The sequence below is a fragment of the Vulcaniibacterium tengchongense genome (assembly GCF_003814555.1).
Lineage (GTDB): Bacteria > Pseudomonadota > Gammaproteobacteria > Xanthomonadales > Xanthomonadaceae > Vulcaniibacterium > Vulcaniibacterium tengchongense.
The window spans coordinates 507,097-532,528 of the sequence record NZ_RKQN01000001.1 but is presented as its reverse complement, the minus strand read 5'-3'; the positions used below and the strand labels follow the sequence as shown (position 1 = coordinate 532,528).

The following is a 25,432-nucleotide window of genomic DNA, read 5'->3' as shown; positions in this document are numbered from 1 at the left end:
CTCCGCAACAGGGGGACGCGATGCACGGGCCTGGCTCCAACGCCGACAACGCCGCACTGCCGGAGATCGCCGGATATCGCCTGCGCAAGGTGATCAACCACGGCGGCATGTCGACGGTGTACCTCGGCGAGCAGTTGGCGCTGTCGCGCGAGGTCGCGATCAAGGTGATGCTGCCGGTGGCGCTGGCGGACGAGGTCAGCCGGCGCCGGTTCGAGAACGAGGCGCGCACGATCGCGCGGCTGGAGCATCCGAACATCGTCGGCATCCACGAGGTCGGCCGCACCCGCGACGGCCTGCCCTACTACGCGATGCCGTACCTGCCGCGGGGCCACCTCGGCCAGCGCGACCTGAGCCGCGACGAGCCGCGCGCGATCGAGATCGCGCTGACCCTGCTGTCGGCGCTGGACTACGCCCACGCGCACGGCGTGGTGCACCGCGACGTCAAGGCCGAGAACGTCCTGTTCGACGACTCCGAGCGGCCGCTGCTGGCCGACTTCGGCATCGCCCTGCGCCGCGGCTTCGGCCCGCGCGTGACCGCCGCCGGCCTCGCGGTCGGCAGCACCGCCTACATGGCGCCGGAGCAGGCGCGCGGCGAGGACGTGGACGGCCGCGCCGACCTCTACAGCCTCGGCGTGCTGTTCTGGGAGATGCTCGCCGGCCAGCTGCCGTACCAGGCCGGCGACGCGCTGTCGATGGCGGTGATGCACGCGCAGGATCCGATCCCGCGGCTGCCGCCGCACCTGCGCCACTGGCAGCGCTTCATGCACCGCGCGCTGGCCAAGTCGCCGGAGCAGCGCTTCCAGAGCGCGAAGGAGATGGCCGCGGCGATCGAGCGCGTGCGCGACCGCCGCCCCTGGAGCGGCGCGCTCGAGGCGGCGCGGCGGTGGCTGCCGGACCGGCGCTGGGCCAAGCCGCTGTGGGCGGGCCTGGGCGCGGCGGCGATCGCGCTGGTCGCGGTGGCGTTCGGCGTCGGCCGCGACGCCGCCGGCGACGGCTTCTTCCGCGCCCCGCCCGCGCCGGCGAACACGGCCGCGCCCGCCGCCGGCGCCGGCGCCGACCCGACCGACGCGATGCTGCAGCCGCTGCCCGAGGCGCCGGTGCAGAACGCGCTGGTCGAGGCCAAGCGCCTGATCGCCGAAGGCCGCCTCACCGGCCCGGGCGGGGACAACGCCTACGACCGCGTCCTGCTGGCCTGGCACGACGACAGCGCCAATCCCGAGCTCGGCGCCGTGGTCGACGCCCTGACCGGCGCGCTCGCCGAACAGGTCGGCCGTCACCTGCGCGAAGGCCGCGACCAGCGCGCGCGCGAGCTGCTCGTGCACACGACCGCGCTCGGCCAGCAGACCGGCACCGCCGATTCGCCGGCGCAGCGGCGGCTGCGCGAGCTCGCCGCCGAGGCGCTGCAGCGGCGCGTCGACGCGGCGCGCGAGCGCCGCGACCCGGCGGAGGCGGAGAAGGCGGCCGCGCTGGCCCGGGAGTTCGGCCTGCCCCAGGCCACGGCGGCGCGCCTGGCTGCGCAGGCGCGGGCGATTCCCGCCGGCGCAAGCGCGCGCGCGCTCGGCGGCGCCGACCTCGCCGGCACGCACAGCAATGCGCGCGCCAGCGTCGCGCTCAGCGCGCGCCCGGTCAGCCGCCGCGAGTACGCCCGCTTCGCCGCGGCCCACGGCCGCAAGCCGGCGCTGTGCCGCGAACGGGCGTCGCTGCTGCGCGTGCTCGATCCGCGCGACTGGCAATCGCCGGGCTTCCCGCAGGGCGAGGACGAGCCGGTGGTGTGCGTGTCGGCGGAGGACGCGCAGGCCTACGCGCAGTGGTACAGCGCGCAGACCGGCCGCGACTACCGGCTGCCGAGCCTGGAGGAGGCGCGGCAGCTGCCGGCCGAGACCGGCGCGCGTGCATTGTCGATGTGGCTGCGCGACTGCGGCCGCGACTGCCGGCAGCGCCAGGTGGTCGGCGCTTCCTGGCGCAGCCGCCAGGCGGCCCGCGCGCTCGCCGCCGGCCGCGGCTACGACGACGTCGGCTTCCGGCTGATCCGCGAACGCTGAACCACCGGCGGGCGCCGCGCTTGGGAAGCGCCCGCTCGGCCGCTCGTTGCCTTCGCTCCGCGAGGCGAAGGCCGCGGCGGCCGATCGCCTACAATCGCCGGATGCCCGACGCCCCGCCCCCCGTCTCCGCCCGCCTGCAGCGGCTGTTCCTCACCGGCCTGCTGACCCTGTTGCCGATCTGGCTGACCTGGGTGGTGGTCAAGTTCGTGTTCGTGCTGCTGTCCGACATCGGCCAGCCGTTCGTCGCGCCGCTGCTGCAGAGCCTGGCGGCGGCCTCGCCGGAGTCGCTGTCCTGGCTGGCGCAGCCGTGGGTGCGCACGTTGCTCGCGCTGCTGGCGACCCTGGGAGTGATCCTGCTGTCCGGGGTGATGGCGCGGCGGGTGATCGGCCAGCGCATGCTGCGCTGGTTCGAGGCACTGGTGCAGCGCATCCCGCTGGCCAGCACCATCTACGGCAGCGCGCGGCAGCTGCTCGACATCCTGCAGACCAAGCCGGACGGCACCCAGCGGGTGGTGCTGATCGACTTCCCGCACACCGAGATGAAGTCGATCGGCTTCGTCACCCGGGTGATCCGCGAGCACGGCAGCGGCCGCGAGCTCGCCGCGGTGTACGTGCCGACGACGCCGAACCCGACCTCGGGCTATCTGGAGATCGTGCCGGTGGAAAAGATCACGCCGACCGACTGGACGGTGGACCAGGCGATGAGCTTCATCATCTCCGGCGGCGCGGTTTCGCCGGAGACGATTCCGTTCTCGCCGCCGGCGGAACGGTGAGGAGGCACGGAGGAGGAGCGACGAGGACCGAGTGCCGCCGCATCCGCCCACCGCCCGCGTCCCGTTTCTCGCTTTCCGTGCCTCCCGACTCGCGCCCCTCCACTCCCGCCCGCCCCGCCCCGTGAACGCATCCGTCCCGGCCCCCGCACCTTCGCCAACCGCCGTCCCGAGGGCCCCCGTCGCGCGTCCGCTCGACGACCGCGCGGTCCGGCTGTTCATCGTTCTCGGCGCGTTCTTCTGCGTCAACGCGGTGCTGGCCGAGTTCATCGGGGTCAAGATCTTCGCGCTCGAGGACACCCTCGGCATCGCCCCGCTGCAGTGGAACCTGTTCGGCCAGAGCGGCTCGCTCAGCTTCACCGCCGGCACCCTGCTGTGGCCGGTGGTGTTCCTGATGACCGACGTGATCAACGAGTTCTTCGGCCGCCGCGGGGTGCGCACGATCTCGTGGCTGGCCGCCGGGCTGATCGTGTACGGCTTCGCGTTCGCGTTCGCGGCGATCGCGCTGGCGCCGGCGGGCTGGTGGGTGGGGGCCGCGCGGCCGCAGGGCGTGGACGACTACCAGGCCGCCTTCGCCGCGGTGTTCGGCCAGGGCCTGTGGACCATCGCCGGCTCGCTGGTGGCGTTCGTGATCGGGCAGCTGATCGACGTGGCGGTGTTCCACCGCATCCGCAACGCCACCGGCGAGAAGTGGGTGTGGCTGCGCGCGACCGGCTCGACCGCGGTGTCGCAGCTGGTCGACAGCTTCGTGGTGCTGTACATCGCCTTCGTGCTCGGCCCGCAGAAGTGGCCGACCTCGCTGTTCCTGGCGGTGAGCACCGTCAACTACGCCTACAAGATGCTGGCGGCGATCGCGCTGATTCCGCTGATCTACCTGGTCCGCGCCGGGATCACCCGCTATCTCGGCGCCGAGCGCGCCCGCGCGCTGCGCGAGGCGGCGGCGAGCTGAGCGGATCGGCTCCGCGCGCCGACGGCGCCGCCGCGGGCCGCCGCGCTCATCCGCCGCCGCGCAGCCCCAACGCCGCCTGCAGCCGCGGCCGGTAGCCGGTGCTGCTGGCCACGCGCAGGCCGCCGGCCAGGCGCAGCAGGTAGCGGCCTTCCTCCAGCGTCTCGACGTCGCGCACCGCCTCGATGCGGACGATCCGCGAGCGGTGGATGCGCACGAAGCGCTGCGGATCCAGGCGCCGCTCCAGCGCGGCCATGGTCTCGCGCAGCAGGTGGCGGCGCTCGCCCACGCACAGCTCCACGTAGTTGGCGCGGGCCAGGATGCAGTCGATCGCGTCCACCTCCACCAACTGCAGCCGCGGCCCGACCGGGACCGCCAGCCGCTGCGCGTAGCCGTCGGCCGCCGCCTGCGCGCGCCCGGCCGCGCGCAGGCCGCGCACCCGCGCCAGCGCCGCCTGCAGGCGCTCGGCCGAATACGGCTTGAGCAGGTAGTCGACGGCGCCGACCTCGAACGCGCGCAGCGCGTGGTCGGCATAGGCGGTGACGAACACCACCTGCGGGCGCCGCTCCGGCAGCAGCGCGCCGAGCACCCCGAAGCCGCCCAGCGCCGGCATGCGTACGTCGAGGAACACCACGTCCGGTTGCAGGCGGCGGATCGCGGCGAGCGCCGCGTCGCCGTCGGCGCATTCCTCGAGCACTTCCACGCCGGGCTCGCGCCCGAGCAGCCGGCGCAGGCGCGCGCGCGACAACGCCTCGTCGTCGACCACCAGCGCGCGCAGCGCGCGGTTCACGCCGCGGCCCCGACCGTACGGCACGGCACGCTCAGCCACACCCGCGTGCCGCCGCCGCGGCGAGGCGCGATCACCAGCTGGTGATCGTCGCCGTACAGGCATTGCAGCCGCGCGCGCGTGTTGCTCAGGCCCACGCCCGTGCCCCGGGGCGCCGGCGCGTGGGCGCCGTCGTCGAGCACCTCCAATACCAGCCGGCCGCCTGCGCGCGCGGCGCGTACGCAGATCGCGCCGGCGTCGCCGCGGGCCGCGACCGCATGGCGGATCGCGTTCTCGACCAGCGGCTGCAGCAGCAGCGGCGGCACGCCGGCGTCGAGCAGGTCCGAGTCGATCGTCCACTGCACCTGCAGGCGCTCCCCCAGGCGCGCGCGCTCGATCCCGATGTAGTGGTCGAGCGCGGCCAGTTCCTCGCGCAGCGCGACGAGCTGGCGCCGCGAGGTATCCAGGCTGTGCCGCAGCATCGCGCCGAGGTCGACCAGCATCCGGTCGGCGGCCTCGGGGTCGCGGTGCACGGTCTCGGCGATCGAGTTGAGCGCGTTGAACAGGAAATGCGGGTTGAGCTGCGCCGAAAGCGCCTGCAGCCTGGCCTCGGTCAGGCGCGCGCCCAGTTCGATCGCCTCGCGCTCGCGCCGCCGCGCACGCCCGGCGTACACCCAGGCGTGGGCGACGCCGACGATCAGCCAGCCCATCAGCAGGTTGTTGAGCACGCTGGCGGCCAGGACGTCGGGGAACGGCGGCAGCGCCGGATACCAGCCCACGGCGTCGTTGAGCAGCCGTACCGCCAGCGCGCGCAGCACGATCACCGCGGCCACCGCGAGCCCGTGCGCCGCCAGCGCGCGCAGGACCCGCCCCGGCTCCACCGGCCAGCGCCGCACGCACCAGAACAGCGCCAGCGTCAGCGGCGCCCACAGCCAGGCGCTGGCGAGCTGCATGCGCAGCGCGCGTTCCAGCGCCACCGGCTGGCCGGTGGCCTCGCCCATGGTCACCACCTGGCCGGTCCAGACCAGACCGTTCAAGGTCCACCAGAGCAGCACCAGGACGCACAGCAGCAGCGGTCGCGCGGACATGCCGCGGACGCTAGTGCGGCGCGGGCGCGCTTGCAATCGCTTCTCCGGGATCCGTCCCGCAACCGCCGGCATTCGTCCCCGCGGGCCGCCATGGCCGGCACTCGGCGATGCAGAGTGCGGCCACCCACACGGAGACGCGCCATGCCGATCCTGCCCTCCCCCACGTCGCTGGTCCTCGCGCTGGCCGCCGCGGCGCTCGCCGGGCCGGCGTCCGCCGACGGGCAATGCCCGCCGGTGCACAAGTACGCCGAAGGCACCCTGTCCACCGAGCGTTGGGAATGGCGCCTCAGCTTCACGCCCAGCCGCCAGCGCGCGTACTGGTCGACCACCGCCGGCTGGTGGCCCGGCACCCGCGAGCGCGCCACCATCCTCACCTCGCGCCGCTCGCCCTGGGGCTGGGGCGAGCCGGAGGTCGCGCCGTTCTCCGGCCTCCACAGCGACATGGACCCGTACGTCTCCCCGGACGGCCGCGTCGTCGTGTTCTCCTCGGAGCGGCCGCGCCCCGACGGCAGCGCCGGCAAGATGGACCTGTGGCAGGTGCGGCGCACCGCGCGCGGCTGGAGCCAGCCGGCGTACCTGGGCGACGCGGTCAACAGCGCCGGCGACGAACTGTATGCGAGTACCGATCGCCACGGCACCCTGTATTTCGGCAGCGACCGCGAAGGCGAGTGGAACATCTACCGCAGCCGGCGCCTGCGCGACGGCCGCTACGGCCCGGCCGAGAAGCTCGGCCCCGGCGTCAACAGCGCGCAGCGCTGGGAGTTCAACCCGGAGATCTCGCCGGACGGTCGCACCCTGGTGTTCACCCGGCTGGATTTCCCCAACGACGCCCTGCCCGACCTGGGCCACGGCTGGGGCGACCTGTACGTCAGCCGGCTGCGCCGCGACGGGTTCGGCGCGGCGCGCAACCTCGGCCCGTGCGTCAACACGGCCTGGGACGAGTTCCACCCGACCGTGCTGTGGGAGCGCGACCTGCTGTTCTACGCCCGCGACGTCGGCCGCCCCAGCGACTTCTACGTGACCCGGCTGCCCCTGCCCGAAGCCGACGAATAGCGCACGCGGTGCATGACCTCCGGCCCATGCCGGGGCGACGGTGGCGGGCGAGCCTTGCGGACTCGACGCCACCGTCCCGGATGCCCATGCGCCAGCCCTTCCGCGTTTCCGCCCTCCGCCTCCCGCTCTGCGCCGCGCTCGCGCTCGCCGCGGCCGGCGCGGCCCTGCCCGGGCTCGCCGCCGACGCCCCGACGGCCGCCGCGGCGCAACCGGCCAAGGCCGCCCGCCTCAACGCGCTCTACGAGCAGTACTGGGAGGAACTGCTGGAGCTGAACCCGCTGCAGGCCACCTTCCAGGGCGACCCGCGCTACAACGACCGGCTGCCGAACACGCTCTCGGCCGAGCACCGCCGGCGCGTGCGCGAATTCGACCGGCGCTGGCTGGAGGCGGCCGAGGCGATCGGCGCCGACGGCCTGCAGGGCCAGGACCTGCTCAGCTACCAGATCTTCGTGCGCGAACTGCGCCAGGACCTGGAAGGCGAGCGTTTCCCCGGCTGGATGCAGCCGATCAACCAGTTCTACAACCTCGCCGCCTCGTTCGTGCAGCTGGGCTCCGGCACCGGCGCGCAGCCGTTCAAGACCGTGCGCGACTACGACGACTGGCTCGCGCGCGCCGCGCAGGTGCCGGTGCTGTTCGACCAGGCGATCGCCAACTCGCGCGAGGGCATAAAGGCCGGCGTGGTGCAGCCGCGCGCGCTGATGCTCAAGGTGATCCCGCAGCTCGACGCGGTCATCAAGGACAAGCCCGAGGACACGCTGTTCTGGGGGCCGGTCAAGAACTTCCCGAAGGACTTCACCGACGCCGACCGGCAGCGCCTGGCCGAGGCCTACCGCAAGCTGATCGCCGAACGGCTGATGCCGGCGTACCGCAAGCTGCGCGCCTTCGTCGCCGACGAATACCTGCCGCACGCGCGCGCCAGCTCCGGCCTGGACGCCCTGCCCGACGGCGCCGCCTGGTACGCCTACAACGTGCGCAGCCGCACCACCACCGACCTGAGCCCGGCGCAGATCCACGACGTCGGCCTGCGCGAGGTCGAGCGCATCCACGGCGAGATGCGCAAGGTCATGGAGCAGGTGGGCTTCCAGGGCTCGCTGCAGGAGTTCTTCAAGTTCATGCAGACCGACCCGCGCTTCAACTTCGAAAACGAGGAGGCGCTGCTGGCGCACTACCGCGGGCTGGAAGCCAAGATCAACCGGAAGATTCCCGAGCAGTTCTCGCTGGTGCCCAAGACCGCGTTCGAGATCCGCGCGGTGGAGCCGTTCCGCGCCCAGTCGGCGGCCGGCGGCTCGTACATGCGCCCGAGCGAGGACGGTTCGCGCCCGGGCATCTTCTACGTCAACACCTACGACCTGCCCAGCCGCAAGACCTGGGACGCCGAGGACCTGTACCTGCACGAGGCGATCCCCGGCCATCACTTCCAGCTGGCGCTGCAGATCGAGCTCAAGGACCTGCCGAAGTTCCGCCGCTTCGGCGGCGCCACCGCCTTCACCGAGGGCTGGGGCCTGTACGCCGAGTCGCTCGGCAAGGACCTGGGCGTGTACACCGATCCGTACAACTACTTCGGCTACCTGCAGAACGAGCTGTGGCGCGCGATCCGCCTGGTGGTGGACACCGGCCTGCACAGCAAGGGCTGGACCCGCGAGCAGGTCATCCGCTACATGCTCGACAACTCCGCCGAGAGCCAGACCCAGGCCACCGCCGAGGCCGAACGCTACATGGCCATCCCCGGGCAGGCGCTGGCGTACAAGATCGGCGAACTGAAGATCAAGGAACTGCGCGCGCGTGCCGAGAAGGCGCTCGGCCCGAAGTTCGACGTGCGCGCGTTCCACGCCGAGGTGCTGAAGGACGGCGCGGTGCCGCTGGACGTGCTGGAAGGCAAGATCGACCGTTGGATCGCCGCGCAGCAGGGCTGAGCCCTGCGCGCCGCGCTTTTGCGTATACGCTCACCGAACCCAGCGGCCGCCGCGGCGGCCCTCACCAGGAGGTTTTCCCGTGAAGCTTTGCACCACCCTGCGCCCCATCGTGCTCAGCCTCGCCGTCGCCGCCGCGGTCGCCGCGGTGTCCGGCTGCCAACGCGAAGCCGCGCCCGACAACGCCGCCAAGCCGGCCGCGGCCGCGCCGGCGCAGGACGCCGCCGCCAAGGCCGCCCAGTTGAACAAGATCTACGCCGACTACTGGGAGGCGTACCTGAAGCTCAACCCGGTGCTGGCCACGTTCACCGGCGACGCCCGCTACAACGCCGAGCTGCCCGACTTCGGCTCGCAGCAGTACCGCGACGAGCTGAGGAAGTTCCACCAGGACTGGCTGGCCAAGGTCGAAGCCGTCGGCGCCGACGGCCTCACCGGCCAGGACCTGCTGAACTACAACATCTTCACCAAGGACGCGCGCGACGCGATCGCCTCGTTCGAGTTCCCGGGCTGGATGCTGCCGGTCAACCAGATGGACAGCACCGCCAGCCTGGCCGTGCAGTTCGGCTCCGGCAACGGCGCGCAGCCGTTCAAGACCGTGCAGGACTACGACAACTGGCTCAAGCGCGCCGCCCGCATCCCGGTGCTGTTCGACACCGAGATCGGCAACATGAAGCAGGGCATCGCCGCCGGCGTGGTGCAGCCGCGCGTGCTGATGGAGAAGGTGGTGCCGCAACTGGACGCGCTGATCAAGGACAAGCCCGAGGACACGCTGTTCTGGGGGCCGGTCCAGAACTTCCCGAAGGACTTCTCCGACGCCGACAAGCAGCGCCTGGCCGAGGCCTACCGCAAGCTGATCGCCGAGCAGCTGATGCCGGCGTACCGCAAGCTGCGCGCCTTCATCGCCGACGAGTACCTGCCCAAGACCCGCGACACCGTCGGCCTCGACAAGCTGCCCAACGGCGCCGCGTGGTACGCGTTCAACGCCAAGCAGAGCACCACCACCGACCTGACCCCGGCGCAGATCCACGACATCGGCCTGCGCGAGGTCGAGCGCATCCACGGCGAGATGCGCAAGGTGATGGAACAGGTGGGCTTCAAGGGCACGCTGCAGGAGTTCTTCGACTACGTGCAGACCGACAGGAAGTTCGAGTTCAAGAGCGAAGACGAACTGCTGAAGTACTACCGCGCGCTGGAAGACAAGGTCAACCGCAAGATCCCCGAGCAGTTCTCGCTGGTCCCGAAGTCGCCGTTCGAGATCCGCCCGGTCGAGCCGTTCCGCGCCAAGTCCGCCGCCGGCGGCCAGTACTACCCGCCGAGCGAGGACGGCACCCGGCCGGGCATCTTCTACGTCAACACCTACGACCTGCCCAGCCGCAAGATCTGGGACGCCGAGGACCTGTACCTGCACGAGGCGATCCCCGGCCACCACTTCCAGATCGCGTTGCAGATCGAGCTGAAGGACATGCCGGCGTTCCGCCGCTGGAGCATCCAGAGCGCGTTCGCCGAAGGCTGGGGCCTGTACGCCGAGTCGCTGGGCAAGTCGCTGGGCGTGTACACCGACCCGTACAGCTACTTCGGCTACCTGCAGAACGAGCTGTGGCGCGCGATCCGCCTGGTCACCGACACCGGCCTGCACAGCAAGGGCTGGAGCCGCGAGCAGGTGATCGAGTACATGAAGCAGAACTCGGCGGTCAGCGACACCACCGCCGTGGCCGAGGCGGAACGCTACATCGCCTGGCCGGGCCAGGCGCTGGCGTACAAGATCGGCGAGCTGAAGATCAAGGAACTGCGCGCCCGGGCGGAGCAGGCGCTGGGGCCGAAGTTCGACGTGCGCGAGTTCCACGCCGAGGTGCTGAAGGACGGCGCGGTGCCGCTGGACGTGCTGGAGGGCAAGATCGACCGCTGGATCGCGGCCAAGCGGCCGGGCTGAGCCGGCCGCCCGCAAGGCGGGCCGGAGCCGCGCGCCGGCTTCGGCCCGCCGCCACTGCCGCCTCGCGCGGCCCGCCTTCGCCCCCGCCGCCGGCGGGGCCGGGCATCGGACAAAAACCGCACATCGGCGGCGACCCGGCGCAGCCGGCATAATAGAGTGACCGCCGTCGCACTCGGCGCCTCCCGCTGCCCGACACGGAAGACGAATGTCCAACGCCGCCGCGCTCCGGCCCCCCCGCGCTTCGCCACCGCTTCGCTTCCGCCGCCTCTCCCCGTTCCTGCCGTTCGCGCTGCTGGCCGCGCTGCTGCTCGCGCCCGCCGCCGCGGCGCAGGACTGGATGTACCGCGTGCGCCCGGGCGACAACCTGTGGGACCTCGGCCTGCGCCATCTCAAGCCGGGGATCGACTGGCGCCGGCTGCAGGCGCACAACGCCGTGCAGGACCCGTACCGGCTGCCGCCGGGCATGCTGCTGCGCTTCCCCGTCGCTTGGCTGCGCGTGGAACCGGTACGCGCGCGCGTGATCGCGTTGCGCGGCCAGGTCCGGGCCCAGGCCGCGGCCGGCGCACGGCCGGCGGACGCGGTCGAGGACCTGCGCCTGGGCGTGGGCGGCTGGCTCGAGACCGGGGCCGACGCCAGCGCCACCATCGAGTTCGCCGACGGCTCGCGCCTGACCGTGGACGGCGGCAGCCGGGTCGAATTCGACCGGCTCAGCGTCTACGCCGCCACCGGCATGGTCGACACGCGCATGCGCCTGCAGCGCGGGCGCGCGGCGAACAGGGTGACGCCGGCCCAGGGGCCGGCCTCGCGCTACATCATCGCCACCCCGTCGGCGACCACCAGCGTGCGCGGCACCCGCTTCCGCGTCGGCGCCGGCGCCGGCGACGCGCCCGACACCGCCGAGGTGCTGGAAGGCCAGGTGCAGGTGGCCGACGACCGCCGCGGCGTGCTGCTGCGGCCCGGCTTCGGCACCGTGGTCGGCCGGGATGGCGCGCCGGCGGCGCTGGCGCTGCTGCCGGCGCCGGCGCTCGATGAAGCCGGCTCGCGCCTGCAGACGCTGCCGCTGACGCTGCGCTGGGCGCCGCTCGACGGCGCCCGCGCGTACCGCGTCGAGGTGGTGCGCGCGGACGCGCCCGAGGTGCAGCTGTACTCGGCCGTGACCGAGGCCACCGAGCTGCGCATCGACGCCCTGCCCGGCGGCCGCCACCGCGTGCTGCTGCGCGGCATCGCCGGCAACGGCCTCGAGGGGCGCGACGCCGAGCGGACCATCGCGGTCAGCGACAAGCCGCTGCCGCCGCTGACCGTGCGTCCGCGCGCCGGCGAACGCGTGCACCAGCCGCGGCCGCGTTTCGAGTGGACCCGCAGCGAGGACGCCTCGGGCACCCTGATCCAGATCGCGCGCGATCCGGACTTCGACCAGCCGCTGCTGGAGAGCCAGGCGCGCCGCGAGCGCTTCCGGCCGGAGCAGGCGTTGGCGCCGGGCCGCTACTACTGGCGCCTGGCCTCGCGCGACGGCGAGGGCCGCACCGGCCCGTTCGGCGAGGCATTGGCGTTCGAGGTCAGCGACGCGCCGCCCGACCCGGGCCTGGAGAGCGAACAGGCGCGCGCCGGCCGCGTGGTCCTGCGCTGGCAGGCGGGCGAGCCCGGGCAGCGCCATCGCGTGCAGGTCGCCAGGCGCCCGGACTTCGCCGCGCCGCTGTTCGACCAGGTCGTCGACCGGCCGCAAGTGGAACTCGAGCGTCCGCTCGGCGGCCGCTGGTACATCCGGGTGCAGACCGTCGACGACGACGGCTACGCCGCGCCGTACGGCCCGGTGCAGGAGCTGCGCTTCCCCTGCCGGCTGTGTTACGGCGCCGGCGCGGCCGCGCTGCTGTTGCTGGCCTTGTGATCGACAGGGCCTCGCCCCGGCTGCGTCGCGCGCTCACCGCCGTCCTGATGGCCGGCCTGGCGGCGCTGTTCGGCCTCTACGGCGTCGGCGCCCGCCTCGACGACCGGCTCTACGACCTGCACCTGGCGACCTGGCCGCAACCGCCCGACGAGGACGTGGTGGTGGTCGCGATCGACGACCGCAGCCTGGCCGAACTGGGCCAATGGCCCTGGCCACGCGACCTGCACGCGCGCCTGCTCGACCGCCTGGGCGAGGCCGGGGTGCGCGGCGTCGCCCTCGACCTGATCCTGGCCGAGCCGGACCGCAACGGCCCCGAGCGCGACCTCGCCCTCGCCGCGGCCCTGCGCCGCGGCGGCCGCATCGCGCTGCCGGTGTTCCCGGCGCCGCTGCACCCGAACGGGCCGCCGGTCGAGGTGCTGCCGACGCCGACCCTCGCCGCCGCGGCGCCGGCGCTCGGCCACACCGATGTCGAGCTCGACGCCGAGGGCGCGGTGCGCGGCCTGTACCTGCACGCGGGCGTCGGCGACGCGCATTGGCCGGCGCTGGCGCTGGCGCTGCTGCGGCTCGATCCGGCGGCGCGGCCGCAGGAACTGCCCGGGCTGCGCCGGCCCGCGGAGCAGGCCGGCTCGCCCTACCAGTGGGTCCGCGACCGCTACGTGCGGATCCGCTACGCCGGCCCGCCGGGCAGCTTCCCGCAGGTGTCCGCCGCCGCGGTGCTCGCCGGCGAAGTGCCGGACCGGCTGCTGCGCGGGCGCTGGACCGTGGTCGGCGTCACCGCCACCGGGCTGGCGCCGACCTTCCTGACCCCGATGTCCGCCGAGCGCATGACCGGCGCCGAGTACCAGGCCAACGTCGTGGAGATGCTGCTGCACGGCCGCGCGATCGTGCCGCTGGCGCCGCTGTGGCAGGCGGCGCTGGGCGCCGCGATCGTGCTGGTCGCCACCTGGTACCTGCTGGCCCCCGGCCTCGCCCGGCCGCTGCTGGCCGGCGCGCTCGGCGCGCTGGTCGCGCTGGCCGGCAGCGCCCTGCTGTTGCGGCTGGCGTCGCTGTGGTTCGCGCCGGCGGCGACGGTCGTCGCGATCGGCCTGGTCGTGCTGGCGTGGACGGTGAGCCATCTGCGCCTGTGGCGGCGCCAGGCCCACCTGGACACGCTCACCCACCTGCCGAACCGGCGCCGGTTCGATCTCGCGCTGGAACGCGAGCTGGCCAGCGCGCGGCGCAACCGCACGCCGTTGTCGCTGCTGCTGATCGACGTCGACCACTTCAAGACCTACAACGACAGCCAGGGCCACCGCGCCGGCGACCGCCTGCTGGTCATGGTCGCGCGTTCGATCCGCGCCCACGCCCGGCGCCCGCGCGACCTGGCCGCGCGCTTCGGCGGCGACGAGTTCGCGCTGATCCTGCCCGACACGCCGTTGGCCGGGGCGCTGCGGGTGGCCGAAGCGGTCCTGGCCGAGGTGCGCGAACTCGACCTGCGCTACGGCCCGGGCGACGCGGTCCGCGCCAGCGTCAGCATCGGCCTGCAGTCCTGCGTTCCCGACGCGGCCACCCTGCCGCGCACGCTGTTCGACCGCGCCGACCAGGCGCTGTACCGGGCCAAGGAAGCCGGCCGCGACACCTACGCCGCTTACCCGGCGCTGTGAGCGGACGCCGCCGCCGAAGGACGGCGCGCGGCGCCGTCCCGGGACCGGAGGCGGCGCGCCTCAGCCGCGCGCGCCGCTGCGGGCGCCGCGCCCGTCGCGGGCGCCGCCGCGGTGCTGCTTGGGGCCGGCGTGCGCATGGCGCGCTTCCGGCTTGCCGTGCGGGCGCTGCGACGGCCGGCGCGGGCCGCGGTTGGCCTGGCGCGGGTTCGGCAGCGGCGCATTGAACTGGATCGGCCGCGACGGCGCGTAGCCCTCGACCTCGACCAGTTCCAGCTCGGCCTTCAGCAGCCGCTGGATCTGCCGCAGCAGCCCGCCCTCGTCCGGCGCGACCAGCGACAGCGCCTCGCCGCTGGCGCCGTTGCGGCCGGTGCGGCCGATGCGGTGCACGTAGTCCTCGGCCACCATCGGCAGGTCGTAGTTGATCACCAGCGGCAGGTTCGGGATGTCCAGCCCGCGCGCCGCGACGTCGGTGGCCACCAGCACGCGCGCCTGCCCGCCCTTGAACGCGTTGAGCGCCTTCTGCCGCTGCGCCTGGCTCTTGTTGCCGTGGATCGCGACCGCCCTCAGGCCGGCGTCCTCGAGCTGTTCGGCGAGCCGGTTGCAGCCGTGCTTGGTGCGGCCGAACACGATCGCCTGGTCGGTGTGGCGGCCGGCGAGGATCTCCACCAGCAGCTCGCGCTTGCGCGCCGAGTCCACCGGATGCACGCGGTGGGCGATGGTCCGCGCGATCGCGTTCTGCGCCGCCACCTGCACCTGCTTCGGCTCGCGCATGAACTCCAGCGCCAGTTGCTTGAGCTGCGCCTCGAACGTCGCCGAGAACAGCAGCGTCTGCCGCTCGCGCGGCAACCGGCCGAGGATGCGCTTGACCGCCGGCAGGAAGCCCATGTCGAGCATGCGGTCGGCCTCGTCGAGCACCAGCAGCGAGATCTCGTCGAGCTTGGCGCTGCCGCGCTCGAGATGGTCGATCAGGCGGCCCGGCGTGGCCACCAGCACGTCGACGCCGCGGCGGAACATCTCCACCTGCGGGCCCATGCCGGCGCCGCCGAAGATGGTGCCGACGGTGAGGCGCAGATGCTTGCCGTAGCCGCGCAGGCTGTCGGCGACCTGCACCGCCAGCTCGCGCGTGGGCACCAGCACCAGCGCGCGCGGCCGGCGGTAGCCCTTCGCCGCCGCCCCCTGGGCCAGGCGGTGCAGCAGCGGCAGGCCGAACGCGGCGGTCTTGCCGGTGCCGGTCTGCGCGCCGCCGAGCAGGTCGTGGCCCGCCAGCGCGAGCGGAATGGCTTCGGCCTGGATCGGCGTCGGCGCGGAATAGCCCTGTTCTTCCAGCGCGCGCAGCAGTGCGGACGCCAGACCCAGCGATTGGAACGTCATGTCGGAAACTCCGTGTCTCCGCGGCGACGGCGCCGTGGCGCCGCGCGACCGCGCGATGACTCCAGCGTTCCCTCAACCGCGCTGCGAGTGATCGAATGTGACGGCCGCGGACGCTCCGGGCCGTGTCTGCGCGACGAAAGACGTGCGGGATAAGGCCGTCTGCCCGCCGTTCGGCGGGGCCGCGGGGAGCGGCGGGACGGCGGGCAACCTTGGGAAAACGTCCCCCTTGCGGGGAGGCAGCCGTGCGCTGAACAGGCGGCACTGTACGCGAAAGCGCCGGCCGGGGCCAGCGCCGCGCGGCGGCGGCGTTCATCCTCGCGGCTCAGACCTCCAGCACCGTGCCCGGCCGCGCCAGGACGGCGCGCACGCCGAAGCGTTCGCCGATCTCGCCGGCCAGCGCCTCGCGCGCGCGGTCCTCGCCGTGCACCAGCGCCAGCGGCGGGTGGCCGGCGATCGCGCCGTACCAGTCGAGCAGCCCGCGCTGGTCGGTGTGCGCCGACAGCCCGCCGACGGTATGCCGCTGCGCGGCGGCGCGCACGTCGCGGCCGTGGATCCGCACCCAGCGCGCGCCGTCGACCAGGCGCCGCCCCAGCGTGCCTTCGGCCTGGTAGCCGACGAACACCACGTGGGTCTCGCGGCGTTCGAGGCGGTGGCGCAGGTGGTGCAGGATGCGGCCGGCATTGGCCATGCCGGAGCCGGCAATGACTATCGCTCCGCGCTCGATCCGGTTGATCGCCATCGAGTCCCCGCGCGACTCGGTGAAATGCAGGTTCGGCAGCCGGAACGGATGCGGCCGGTCGCGCCACACGCGCTGCGCGTCGGCGTCGAACAGGTCGGCGTGGCGGTCGTAAATCGCGGTCACCTGGGTCGCCATCGGGCTGTCGAGGAAGATCCGCCAGCGCGCCAGGCCCCACTCGTCCCAGTGGCGCGCGAACCAGTACAGCAGTTCCTGGCTGCGGCCGACCGCGAACGCCGGGATCAGCACCGTGCCGCCCTCCTCCCACGCCCGGGCGAGGATGCCGCCGAGCTCGCGGATGGTCTCGCCGCGGTCGCGGTGCAGGCGGTCGCCGTAGGTCGACTCCATCAGCACCAGGTCGGCGCGGTCGATCCGGGCCGGGTCGCGCAGGATCGGCGTGCCCGCGGGGCCGAGATCGCCGGAGAACGCCAGCTTGCGCCCCTCCGCCCACAGTTCCACGCTGGAGGAGCCGAGGATGTGCCCGGCATCGCGGAAGGCGATCTCCACGCCCGGCACGGCCTCGGTGCGCGCGTCGTACGGCAGCGGCCGCACCTGCGCCATCGCCGCGTGCACGTCCTCGGCGGTGTAGAGCGGCTGCGCCGGCGGTTCGCCGCCGCGGCGATGGCGGTTGGCGCGCTCGGCTTCGCCCTGCGCGATCGAGGCCGCGTCCAGCAGCATCACCGGCATCAGTTCGGCGGTGGCGCGCTGGGCGTAGATCGGGCCGCGGAAGCCGCGCCGCACCAGCAGCGGCACGCGGCCGACGTGGTCGATGTGCGCGTGGCTGATCACCAGCGCGTCGAGCCCACCCGGTTCGAACGGGAAGGGGTCGAGGTTGCGCCGCTCGGCCTCCGGGCTGCCCTGGATCATCCCGCAGTCCAGCAGCAGGCGCCGGCCCGCCGCCTCGACCTCGTGCAGCGAGCCGGTGACCTCGCCGGCCGCGCCGTGGAAACGCACGCGCATCCCGCCTCTCCGCTGTGGCGAGCGGCGAACGTAGCACGCGCCGTGCCGGCCCGCCCGCCGCGGCGGCGCCGACGTGACCTTCGACACCCGCCGGCCGGGCCGATCGGGTCTAATGTCGGCCGATGCCCCGCTTCCGGGGCGTTCGTCCATGACCTATGCCTTCCCGGCCGGAGTCCGCTGTGAGCCTGAAGAAACCCCAAGTCCTGCTGCTGTCCCTCGCCGTCGCCGCATCGCTGGCCGCGTGCAAGAAGCAAGAGCCTGCCCCCGCCGCCGACGCCGGCGCCGCGCCGCAGGCCAAGGCCGAAGTGCCGGCCTACCCGCTCGACGAAAGCAAGCTGCCGGGCGTGAACCGCTTCGACGTCGGCGACCTCGACACCCGCAAGGACCCGTGCACCGATTTCGGCGGCTTCGTCAACGGCAAGTGGCTGGCGGCGAACGAGATCCCGGGCGACCGCACCTCCTGGGGCGCGTTCGAGATGCTCGACGAGCGTTCCACCGCGGTCCAGCGCCAGCTCGCCGAGCAGGCCGCGGCCGACGCCGGCGCCAGCGGCGTGGCCAAGATCGTCGGCGACTTCTGGGCCACCGGCATGGACGCGGCCAAGATCAACCAGCAGGGCATAGCGCCGCTGCAGGGCCACCTCGACGCGATCGCCGCGCTCGACGCGCCGGAGAAGATCGCCGAGTACCTGCGCGCCAGCGCGGCCAAGGGCGAGAACTTCCTGTTCGGCTTCGGCGCCGAGGCCGACTTCAAGAACTCGTCGATGAACATCGCCTACGCCTCGCAGGGCGGCCTCGGCCTGCCGGACAAGGGCTACTACTTCGACGCCGACAAGAAGGACAAGCTCGCCGCCTACGAGCGGCACGTGGCCAAGGTGCTGGAGCTGTCCGGCGTGCCGGCCGCCGACGCGGCCAAGCAGGCCAAGGACGTGGTCGCGTTCGAGACCCGCCTGGCCAAGGTGTCCAAGTCGAGCGAGGAACTCTCGCGCGACGTCTCGCTGTACTACAACCCGGTCAGCCCGGCCGAAGCCGACAAGCTCACCCCGAACTTCCCCTGGACCAAGTTCTTCGAGTCCCAGGGCGTGGCCACGCCGCAGATGTTCTCGCTGGCGATCCCGGCCTTCCACCAGGAAGTCAGCAGGATGCTGGCCGAGGTGCCGGCCCCGACCTGGCAGGCCTACCTGCGCTTCCACACCGTCGACCAGGCCTCGCCGTACCTGGCCGACGCCTTCGTGCAGGAGCACTTCGACTTCTACAGCAAGACCCTGCGCGGGCAGAAGGAGCTGAAGGAGCGCGGCAAGCGCGTGCTCGACACGATCGAGAACGAGGCCGGCGAGGCGATGGGCCAGCTGTACGTCAAGGTCGCGTTCTCGCCCGAAGCGAAGGCGCGGATGCAGACCCTGGTCAAGAACCTGTCCGAGGCGCTGAAGACGCGCATCGAGAACCTGGCCTGGATGAGCGACGAGACCAAGAAGAAGGCCATGGAGAAGTGGGCCAGCTTCACCCCGAAGATCGGCTACCCGGACAAGTGGCGCGACTGGAGCGGCCTGCGGACCTCGCGCGACAGCTACATCGGCAACGTGCTCGCTGCCAACGAGTTCAACTACAAGTGGCAGCTGTCGAAGATCGGCAAGCCGGTGGACAAGACCGAGTGGGGCATGCCGCCGCAGATGGTCAACGCCTACTACAACCCGCTGCAGAACGAGATCGTGTTCCCGGCGGCGATCCTGCAGCCGCCGTTCTTCGATCCGAACGCCGACGATCCGCTGAACTACGGCGGCATCGGCGCGGTGATCGGCCACGAGATGACCCACGGCTACGACGACCAGGGCAGCCGCTTCGGCGCCACCGGCAACTTCGAGAACTGGTGGACCGCGGCCGACGCCAAGGGGTTCGCCGAGCGCACCGGCAAGCTGGTGGCGCAGTTCGACGGCTACGAGGCGATGCCGGGCAAGCGCGTCAACGGCAAGCTGACCCTGGGCGAGAACATCGCCGACCTGGGCGGCCTGGCCACCGCCTACGACGCGATGAAGAAGGCCACCGGGGGCCAGCCCGATCCGATGATCGACGGCCTGACCCGCGACCAGCGCTTCTTCATGAACTGGGCGACGGTGTGGCGCCGCAACTTCACCCCGCAGGAGCTCGCCGTGCGCCTCACCACCGACCCGCACGCGCCGGCCAACTTCCGCGCGATCGGCGCGCCCTCGAACCTGCCGGCGTTCGCCGCGGCGTTCTCGTGCAAGCCGGGCCAGCCGATGGTGCGCGAGGGCGACAAGCAGGTCGTGATCTGGTGACGCCGCCGCCTCTCCCGCACGCGGGGAGGCACGGCGGAGGAGGAGGGGCCGGCATCGGCCTGCCCGACCGACGAAGGCCCGGCGCACGCCGGGCCTTCGCTTTTGCGCGGCCGACGCCCTGAACGAAGCGGCCGCGCGCGCCGCGCCGCGCGCGCTCGCCGCGCGACCCCGCTGCTAAACTCGCGCCCTCGTGAACTCGCCTCGCCACGGAACTCCGCGATGACCCTACGCCCGCTCGCCTGCGCCCTCGCCTTCGGCCTGATCGCCGGCCTCGCCGCCATGCCGTCCGCCGACGCCGCCAAGAAGAAGCGCGCCGCGCCCAAGGCCGCGGCCGCGCCGAGCGCCTGCAGCGACTTCTACGCCAGCGCCAACGCCGCCTGGCTGAAGGCCAACCCGCTGCCGGCCGGCACCGCGTCGGTCTCGGCGCTGGAGCAGCTCGGCGCGCAGGTGCGACGGCAGCAGTTCGAACTGCTCGACACGGCGATGAACGCGCCGCAGAACAACGTGCAGAAGCTGCTCGGCGACTTCTGGGCCAGCGGCCTGGACGAAGCCGCGGTCGAGCGCGACGGCGCGCAGCCGATCGCGCCGCTGCTGGGCCGCATCGACGCGATCAGGAAGGCCAAGGACGTCCCGCCGGCGATCGCCGCGCTGCACCAGGTCGGCATCCCGGTCGCGTTCAACTTCAGCGCCGACATCGACCTGGACGACCTCGACCGCCACATCGGCTACTTCGCCCAGGGCGGCCTCGGCCTGCCGGACCCGGCCTACTACACCCGCGACGACGCCGACACCCGCGCGCTGATGGCGCGCTATACCGAATACGTGCAGAAGATCCTCGCCCTCACCGGCACGCCGCAGGCGCGGCTGGCGGACGACGCCAAGCGGGTGATCGACCTGGAGACGCGGATCGCGCGCGCCTCCAAGGGCCTGCTCGACCTGCGCGATCCGCGCGCCAACTACGCCCCGGTCGCGACCGCTTCGCTGGCCAAGCGCTACAAGCGCCTGCAGCTCGCCGAGTTCCTGAAGGCGCAGGGCGTCAGCGATGACACCGTGTCGATGGCCAACCCGCAGCTGTTCGCCACCCTCGACGGCCTGGTCGGCAGCCTCAAGCCGGCGCAGTGGCAGGCCTACCTGCGCTGGCGCGTCGGCGACGCGATGGCGCCGTACCTGGCCAAGCCGTTCCGCGACGCGCACTTCGACTTCCGCGGCCGCGTGCTGCAGGGCCTGGGCGCGCCGCCGGAGCGGCGCCAGGCGGTGCTCGACGCGATCACCCTCGCCGCCGGGCCGATGCTCGGCCGCGAGTACGCCGCGCGCTACCTGCCCGCGGCCACCGACCGGCGCGCCGAAGAAATCGCGGTGCAGGTGCGCGACGCGCTCGGCGCCGCGCTCGAGCGCGACGCGCGCCTGTCGCCCGCGGCCAAGGCCGAGGCCCAGGCCAAGCTCGCCAAGCTCGCGATCGAGGTCGGCACCCCGCGGCGCGACCTCGACTACAGCGTGCAGCCGATGGGCCGCGGCAGCTTCGGCAGCAACATGCTGATCGCCTCGACCTGGCGCCACCGCGAGGAGATGAAGCGGATCGGCCGCGGCAACGCCGACCGGCGCTGGGACGTGCTGCCGCAGGAGCCGGCGCTGGCCTACGACATCGCCCAGAACCGCCTGATCGTCACCGCGGCGATGCTGCAGCCGCCGGTGCTGGACACGGGCAAGAGCGCGGCCTGGCAGTACGGCACGTTCGGCGCCCTGGTCGGCCACGAACTCAGCCACGGCTTCGACAACCGCGGCCGCATGGTCGACGCCAAGCAGCAGCTGCGCGACTGGTGGACGCCGGCCGAGGTCGCGGCCTGGAACGGCGTCGCCGACCGCATCGCCGCCGCGTACGCGGGCTTCGACTACCCGGGGCTGAAGGGCGCCAAGGTCAACGGCCCGCAGGTGCGCGACGAGGCGGTGGCCGATCTCGCCGGCGTCGAACTGGCCTGGGCCGCCTACCGCAAGCTCCAGCCGGCCCCGGCGAGGAACGCCGACCAGGACTTCTACAAGGGCTGGGCCTCGCTGTGGCCGCAGCAGCTCAGCGAGGAGGCCGCCCGCCAGCGCGCCGCCACCAGCGTGCACGCACCGGGCCAGTGGCGCACCAACGGCCCGCTGCTCAACATGGCCGGCTTCGGCGAGGCCTTCGGCTGCAAGGCCGGCAACGCGATGCAGGCGAAGGAGCCGGTGGTGCTGTTCCCCTGAGCGGGGCGCCGCGGAAACGAGCGCGGCGCGGATACCCGCGCCGTGCCCGCCTGACTCAGCGCACCGCCCGCATCCGCGGCGGCCCGCGTCGGCCGAACGGCGGCTGCCCGCGCCAGTAGCGGATCAGCAGCCAGCCGAACAGCATGCCGCCCAGGTGCGCGAAGTGGGCCACGCCGGGCATCGTGTTGGTGATGCCCATCAGCAGCTCCAGCGCGCCGTACACCAGCACCAGCGTGCGCGCCTTCATCGGGATCGGCGGGATCAGCAGCATCACGCGCTGGTTCGGGAACAGCATGCCGTAGGCCAGCAACAGGCCGAAGATGCCGCCGGACGCGCCGACGGTCGGGTAGGCCTCGCCGCCCTGGGCCAGGGTCCACGCGCCGACCGCGATCTGGCACAGCCCGGCGCCGGCCACGCAGACCAGGTAGTAGGTCAGGTAGCGGCGCTGGCCCCACACGTGCTCCAGCGGCGCGCCGAACATCAGCAAGGCCAGCATGTTGAAGATCAGATGCGCGGCGCTGCCGTGCATGAAGCCGTAGCTGAGCAGCTGCCAGGGCATGAAGCCGAACCGGGCGTAGTCGTCGCCCGGCGGCCACAGCATGAACTGCGCCAGCGCGTAGTCGCCCAGGATCAGCTGCAGCGCGAACACCAGGCCGTTGGCGATCAGCAGGGCCTTGGTGACGGGGGGAAGGTTGGAGAACATCGCGGCTCCTCGTGCTGCGCACATGGTAGCCGCTCGCGGCCGCGGCCACTTCACTCCGCTTGCGCGATGGCGATCGGCCGTTGCGCCCGACGCGCCCGCCCCGGGGACGCGAACGGAACGTGCCGGCGGTCAGGAGCGCTTGTCGCGCGCGGCGCGCCGGCGCGCGGCTTCGGGCTTGGCGCTCGGCGCGCGCTCCGGCGCCGGCGCGCCCCAGATCTGTTCGTCCAGCGTCGCCGCCGGCCGCCGGCCGAGCACGCGCCCGTTCTCGACCCGCACGCCCTCCGCGCGCAGGCGCTGGCTCTGTTCGCGATAGCCGCGCGAACCCTCCGGGAACGCGATGCGCCCGTCCGAGCGCAGCACGCGATGCCAGGGCAGGCGCGGGTCGTCGTTGCCGCTGAGCAGGCGCGCGACCAGGCGCGCGCGGCCGGGCAGGCCGGCGCGGCGCGCGACTTCGCCGTAGCCGGCGACTTCGCCGCGCGGGATCGCGCGGATCGCGGCGAGGATGCGGCGGGTCACGTCGTCCTGAACCATGGCCGCGGTAGCATAGCGGCCGAGCCACTCGGAGTCCCGCCGTGCGCAACTTCGCCGCCATCCATCGCCACCTGAAGGCTTCCGGCTACCGCATGACCGAGCACGACGAGGACGTGGTCTGCATCGAGCTGTCGCTGGACAACGGCACCCGCCACCAGGCGATCTTCCTGTCCGAACTGGACGACGACGACGGCCGCCCGTACCTGCGCGTCAGCACCGCGATCGCGCCGATCACTGGCCTGGACGCGAAGCGCGCGCTGGCGTTCAACTGGCAGAGCCGCGTCGGCTACCTCGCCATCGGCGACCTCGACGGCGTGCCGCACCTGCAATTGTGCGAGAACCGCCCCTACGACGGCCTGGACGCGGCCGAAGTCGACCGCCTGGTGCTGGAGATCGGCGGCGTCGGCGATCGGATGGAACGGATGCTGTCCGCCGGCGGCGACCTGTTCTGAGCGACCCATCCAGAGGAACGGGGCACGGGAGACATCCCCGGCTCGCGCGTGGCGCGCTCCCGCGCCTCGCGGCCGCGCTCCGGCGGCGCCAGCCCTTCCCGGGAACGAGGGCTTTTCTCCCGTTCCCCGTGCTCTTCGCCCGTTCCCGATTCAGGCCCAGCCCAGCGCCGCCATCGCCCGGAAGCACAGATAGGCGATGCCGCCCGCGGCCGGGATGGTCAGGATCCAGGCCCAGATCATCCGCTCCACCACCGTCCACTTGATCGCGTTGAAGCGCTTGGCGGTGCCCACGCCCATGATCGCGGCCGAGATGTTGTGGGTGGTCGAGACCGGAATGCCGAGCGAGGACGCCAGCGTGATCACCGACGCGGCGCTGGTTTCGGCGGCGAAGCCGTGGATCGGGTGCAGCTTCACCAGCTTGTGGCCGAGCGTCTTGATGATGCGCCAGCCGCCGGCCGCCGTGCCTGCGGCCATCACCACCGCGCAGGTCAGCTTGATCCAGGTGTCGATGTCGTTGTTCTCCAGCGCGGCCTGCGACGGATGCAGGAACGCCAGCCACGGCGGCAGGTCGTCGAGCGTGCCCGCCGCCTGCGCGCTGACCAGGGTCAAGGCGATGATGCCCATGGTCTTCTGCGCGTCGTTGAGGCCGTGGGCGAAGCCCATGCCGGCGGCGCTGAGCAGCTGCGCCTTGCCGAACACGCCGTTGACCCAGCGCGGCCGCGCGATCCGCGCCAGCACGCCGCCGCTGCGCGCCATCAGCGAGATGACCCCGAACAGCACGCCCATCACCACGAAGCCGGCGGCGAAACCGAGCACGGGCGAGGACACCATCGGCACGATCACCTTCCACAGCACGCCCGCGCTCTTGTACCAGGGGTCGGCCGGCTGCGACCAGATCACCGCATCGAAGTCGTTCATCGCCTCGGCCAGCGCGGCGCCGCACAGGCCGCCGATCAGCGCGTGCGAGGACGAGGACGGCAGGCCCAGCCACCAGGTGATCAGGTTCCAGACGATGCCGCCCAGCAGCGCGCACAGGATCAGCTGCGAGGTGACCTCGACCACGCCGGTGTCGAGCAGGCCCGAAGCGATCGTCTTGGCCACCGCGGTGCCCCACAGCGCACCGACCAGGTTCATGATCGCCGCCAGCGCCACCGCCTGCATCGGCGACAGCACCTTGGTCGCGACCACGGTCGCGATCGAGTTGGCGGTGTCGTGGAAGCCGTTGATGTACTCGAAGACCAGCGCCGCGAGCACCACCACCAGGACGAGCGTCAGCATCGGCGCCCCCCTTCCCCCGCGCAGGCGCGCTCGCCGCGCGGCGGCGGACCGGGGGGCGCGGCGGGAACGCCCGTGGACGTCGGCGCGAGCGGCGCCCGCCGGGCCGGAGCGGATGCGTGCACGGTCATGCGGAGCGCGCCCATCAGGAGTTCTTCAGCACGATTTCGTAGGCGACCACGCCGGCCTCGCGGCAGCGGTCGATGGCCTTCTCGAGGATCTCGAAGAACTCCTTGAGCAGGAACATCTGCAGGTTGTCCAGGCGCCCGGAGTAGATGTCGCGGTACAACTCGAGCATCAGCCGGTCGGCCTCGTTCTCGATCGCCCGCAGCTGGTCGTTCAGCGCCTTCATCGGCTCCAGCTTGAGGTGGCGCAGCTGGCGCACCATCTGCACCACCACGCCGGCGGCCTGCTCGAGCATGGCCGCGCGCGGGGCGAAGTCGATGTGCTCCAGGTGGCGGGTCGCGAGCGAGTAGCGGTCGGCGAATTTCTCGACCTGCTTGGGGATCTTGTACAGGGCCGAGGCCAACGCCTCGATGTCCTCGCGCTCGATCGGGGTGATGAAGCTGTTGACCAGCTCGTGGCTGATCTTGTCCGAGGCCTCGCGCTCGCGCTGGCGGGCGAGCTTGAACGCGTCCAGCGCCGGCTGGCGGTCGGCGTCCTTGAGCATGGTGTGCAGGGCCTTGGTGCTGTCGTGGGCGGCCACGGCGGCCTCCTCCAGCAGCGTGTAGAACTGCTTGCCTTGGCCGAAGATCGTTTGCAGGGAGAACATGCGTGAGGGGCCTCGTGGGGCCGGGGAACCCGGCGCTTGGGTCTGCCGGGCGAATTATGACGGTTCGAGGACAATCGCG

18 protein-coding genes and 1 pseudogene are annotated in these 25,432 nt (G+C 72.9%); 11 read left to right on the top strand and 8 right to left on the bottom strand.

The genetic code is table 11. The features are described 5' to 3' along the window. Positions 1-20 precede the first annotated feature (20 nt). The 3 genes from EDC50_RS02495 to EDC50_RS02485 all read left to right on the top strand — a co-directional run bounded on the left by EDC50_RS02495 (position 21) and on the right by EDC50_RS02485 (position 3,761). Positions 21-2,042, top strand: coding sequence for a bifunctional serine/threonine-protein kinase/formylglycine-generating enzyme family protein (locus EDC50_RS02495; protein WP_123768881.1), 2,022 nt, complete (start codon positions 21-23; stop codon positions 2,040-2,042). A 101-nt stretch (positions 2,043-2,143) separates the two neighbouring features. After that, positions 2,144-2,815, top strand: coding sequence for a DUF502 domain-containing protein (locus tag EDC50_RS02490; protein ID WP_123768880.1), 672 nt, complete (start codon positions 2,144-2,146; stop codon positions 2,813-2,815). Between the two features lie 211 nt (positions 2,816-3,026). Then, positions 3,027-3,761: a queuosine precursor transporter gene (locus EDC50_RS02485; protein ID WP_242002962.1), complete on the top strand. Its 735-nt coding sequence runs from the start codon at positions 3,027-3,029 to the stop codon at positions 3,759-3,761. A gap of 46 nt (positions 3,762-3,807) precedes the next feature. Here the strand turns inward: EDC50_RS02485 and EDC50_RS02480 are convergent, their stop codons facing one another. Further along, complete coding sequence (locus EDC50_RS02480) at positions 3,808-4,548, bottom strand: LytR/AlgR family response regulator transcription factor (protein WP_158635662.1); 741 nt, start codon at positions 4,546-4,548, stop codon at positions 3,808-3,810. Continuing rightward, positions 4,545-5,612 carry a sensor histidine kinase gene (locus tag EDC50_RS02475; RefSeq protein ID WP_123768877.1) on the bottom strand — a complete coding sequence of 356 codons (1,068 nt, stop codon included), beginning with the start codon at positions 5,610-5,612 and terminating at the stop codon, positions 4,545-4,547. The genes EDC50_RS02480 and EDC50_RS02475 overlap by 4 nt, the downstream gene beginning before the upstream one ends. A gap of 141 nt (positions 5,613-5,753) precedes the next feature. Between EDC50_RS02475 and EDC50_RS02470 the strand changes: the two genes are divergently transcribed. From EDC50_RS02470 to EDC50_RS02450, 5 genes are all read left to right on the top strand, one after another. After that, complete coding sequence (locus EDC50_RS02470; RefSeq protein ID WP_158635661.1) at positions 5,754-6,665, top strand: TolB-like translocation protein; 912 nt, start codon at positions 5,754-5,756, stop codon at positions 6,663-6,665. Positions 6,666-6,751: 86 nt separating this feature from the next. After that, positions 6,752-8,578, top strand: coding sequence for a DUF885 domain-containing protein (locus EDC50_RS02465; protein WP_338419785.1), 1,827 nt, complete (start codon positions 6,752-6,754; stop codon positions 8,576-8,578). A 145-nt stretch (positions 8,579-8,723) separates the two neighbouring features. Further along, complete coding sequence (locus EDC50_RS02460) at positions 8,724-10,505, top strand: DUF885 domain-containing protein (protein WP_425477892.1); 1,782 nt, start codon at positions 8,724-8,726, stop codon at positions 10,503-10,505. 205 nt (positions 10,506-10,710) lie between these two features. Then, a complete protein-coding gene (locus EDC50_RS02455; RefSeq protein WP_123768873.1) occupies positions 10,711-12,390 on the top strand; it encodes a FecR family protein in 1,680 nt (559 codons plus the stop codon). Continuing rightward, the gene (locus EDC50_RS02450) at positions 12,387-14,033 is read left to right on the top strand and encodes a CHASE2 domain-containing protein (protein WP_123768872.1); all 1,647 of its coding nucleotides are present in this window, start codon (positions 12,387-12,389) and stop codon (positions 14,031-14,033) included. The genes EDC50_RS02455 and EDC50_RS02450 overlap by 4 nt, the downstream gene beginning before the upstream one ends. A 60-nt stretch (positions 14,034-14,093) precedes the next feature. On the opposite strand, the gene EDC50_RS02445 is transcribed toward EDC50_RS02450, so the two are convergent. Together EDC50_RS02445 and EDC50_RS02440 are read right to left on the bottom strand one after the other, a co-directional pair. Then, positions 14,094-15,404, bottom strand: coding sequence for a DEAD/DEAH box helicase (locus tag EDC50_RS02445; protein WP_123768871.1), 1,311 nt, complete (start codon positions 15,402-15,404; stop codon positions 14,094-14,096). A gap of 322 nt (positions 15,405-15,726) precedes the next feature. Beyond that, complete coding sequence (locus EDC50_RS02440; protein WP_123768870.1) at positions 15,727-17,100, bottom strand: MBL fold metallo-hydrolase; 1,374 nt, start codon at positions 17,098-17,100, stop codon at positions 15,727-15,729. Positions 17,101-17,255: 155 nt separating this feature from the next. Here EDC50_RS02440 and EDC50_RS02435 point away from each other — a divergent pair, with 155 nt between their 5' ends. Continuing rightward, entirely contained in the window at positions 17,256-19,391 is a 2,136-nt protein-coding gene (locus EDC50_RS02435) for a M13 family metallopeptidase (RefSeq protein WP_123768869.1), read from the top strand. Positions 19,392-19,610: 219 nt separating this feature from the next. Continuing rightward, complete coding sequence (locus EDC50_RS02430; RefSeq protein WP_123768868.1) at positions 19,611-21,620, top strand: M13 family metallopeptidase; 2,010 nt, start codon at positions 19,611-19,613, stop codon at positions 21,618-21,620. A gap of 55 nt (positions 21,621-21,675) precedes the next feature. On the opposite strand, the gene EDC50_RS02425 is transcribed toward EDC50_RS02430, so the two are convergent. Together EDC50_RS02425 and EDC50_RS02420 are read right to left on the bottom strand one after the other, a co-directional pair. Beyond that, positions 21,676-22,323: a rhomboid family intramembrane serine protease gene (locus tag EDC50_RS02425; RefSeq protein ID WP_123768867.1), complete on the bottom strand. Its 648-nt coding sequence runs from the start codon at positions 22,321-22,323 to the stop codon at positions 21,676-21,678. A gap of 207 nt (positions 22,324-22,530) precedes the next feature. Further along, positions 22,531-22,854 (bottom strand): annotated as a pseudogene (locus EDC50_RS02420) (MGMT family protein); the annotation flags it as partial. A 41-nt stretch (positions 22,855-22,895) separates the two neighbouring features. On the opposite strand from EDC50_RS02420, the gene EDC50_RS02415 reads away from it, so the two are divergent. After that, a complete protein-coding gene (locus EDC50_RS02415; protein ID WP_123768865.1) occupies positions 22,896-23,306 on the top strand; it encodes a hypothetical protein in 411 nt (136 codons plus the stop codon). Between the two features lie 150 nt (positions 23,307-23,456). On the opposite strand, the gene EDC50_RS02410 is transcribed toward EDC50_RS02415, so the two are convergent. Together EDC50_RS02410 and EDC50_RS02405 are read right to left on the bottom strand one after the other, a co-directional pair. After that, positions 23,457-24,584, bottom strand: a complete 1,128-nt coding sequence (locus tag EDC50_RS02410; RefSeq protein WP_123768864.1) for an inorganic phosphate transporter — start codon at positions 24,582-24,584, stop codon at positions 23,457-23,459. 142 nt (positions 24,585-24,726) lie between these two features. Next, positions 24,727-25,353, bottom strand: a complete 627-nt coding sequence (locus tag EDC50_RS02405; RefSeq protein ID WP_123768863.1) for a DUF47 domain-containing protein — start codon at positions 25,351-25,353, stop codon at positions 24,727-24,729. Positions 25,354-25,432: the final 79 nt, after the last annotated feature.

Excerpts from the sequence above, each read along its gene's own strand:
- EDC50_RS02445 (WP_123768871.1), bottom strand. The coding sequence starts at position 15,404 with ATGACGTTCCAATCGCTGGGTCTGGCGTCCGCACTGCTGCGCGCGCTG.
- EDC50_RS02410 (WP_123768864.1), bottom strand. The coding sequence starts at position 24,584 with ATGCTGACGCTCGTCCTGGTGGTGGTGCTCGCGGCGCTGGTCTTCGAG.
- EDC50_RS02430 (WP_123768868.1), top strand. The coding sequence starts at position 19,611 with ATGACCCTACGCCCGCTCGCCTGCGCCCTCGCCTTCGGCCTGATCGCC.
- EDC50_RS02425 (WP_123768867.1), bottom strand. The coding sequence starts at position 22,323 with ATGTTCTCCAACCTTCCCCCCGTCACCAAGGCCCTGCTGATCGCCAAC.
- EDC50_RS02455 (WP_123768873.1), top strand. The coding sequence starts at position 10,711 with ATGTCCAACGCCGCCGCGCTCCGGCCCCCCCGCGCTTCGCCACCGCTT.
- EDC50_RS02490 (WP_123768880.1), top strand. The coding sequence starts at position 2,144 with ATGCCCGACGCCCCGCCCCCCGTCTCCGCCCGCCTGCAGCGGCTGTTC.
- EDC50_RS02465 (WP_338419785.1), top strand. The coding sequence starts at position 6,752 with ATGCGCCAGCCCTTCCGCGTTTCCGCCCTCCGCCTCCCGCTCTGCGCC.
- EDC50_RS02495 (WP_123768881.1), top strand. The coding sequence starts at position 21 with ATGCACGGGCCTGGCTCCAACGCCGACAACGCCGCACTGCCGGAGATC.
- EDC50_RS02475 (WP_123768877.1), bottom strand. The coding sequence starts at position 5,612 with ATGTCCGCGCGACCGCTGCTGCTGTGCGTCCTGGTGCTGCTCTGGTGG.
- EDC50_RS02440 (WP_123768870.1), bottom strand. The coding sequence starts at position 17,100 with ATGCGCGTGCGTTTCCACGGCGCGGCCGGCGAGGTCACCGGCTCGCTG.
- EDC50_RS02405 (WP_123768863.1), bottom strand. The coding sequence starts at position 25,353 with ATGTTCTCCCTGCAAACGATCTTCGGCCAAGGCAAGCAGTTCTACACG.
- EDC50_RS02470 (WP_158635661.1), top strand. The coding sequence starts at position 5,754 with ATGCCGATCCTGCCCTCCCCCACGTCGCTGGTCCTCGCGCTGGCCGCC.
- EDC50_RS02435 (WP_123768869.1), top strand. The coding sequence starts at position 17,256 with ATGCCTTCCCGGCCGGAGTCCGCTGTGAGCCTGAAGAAACCCCAAGTC.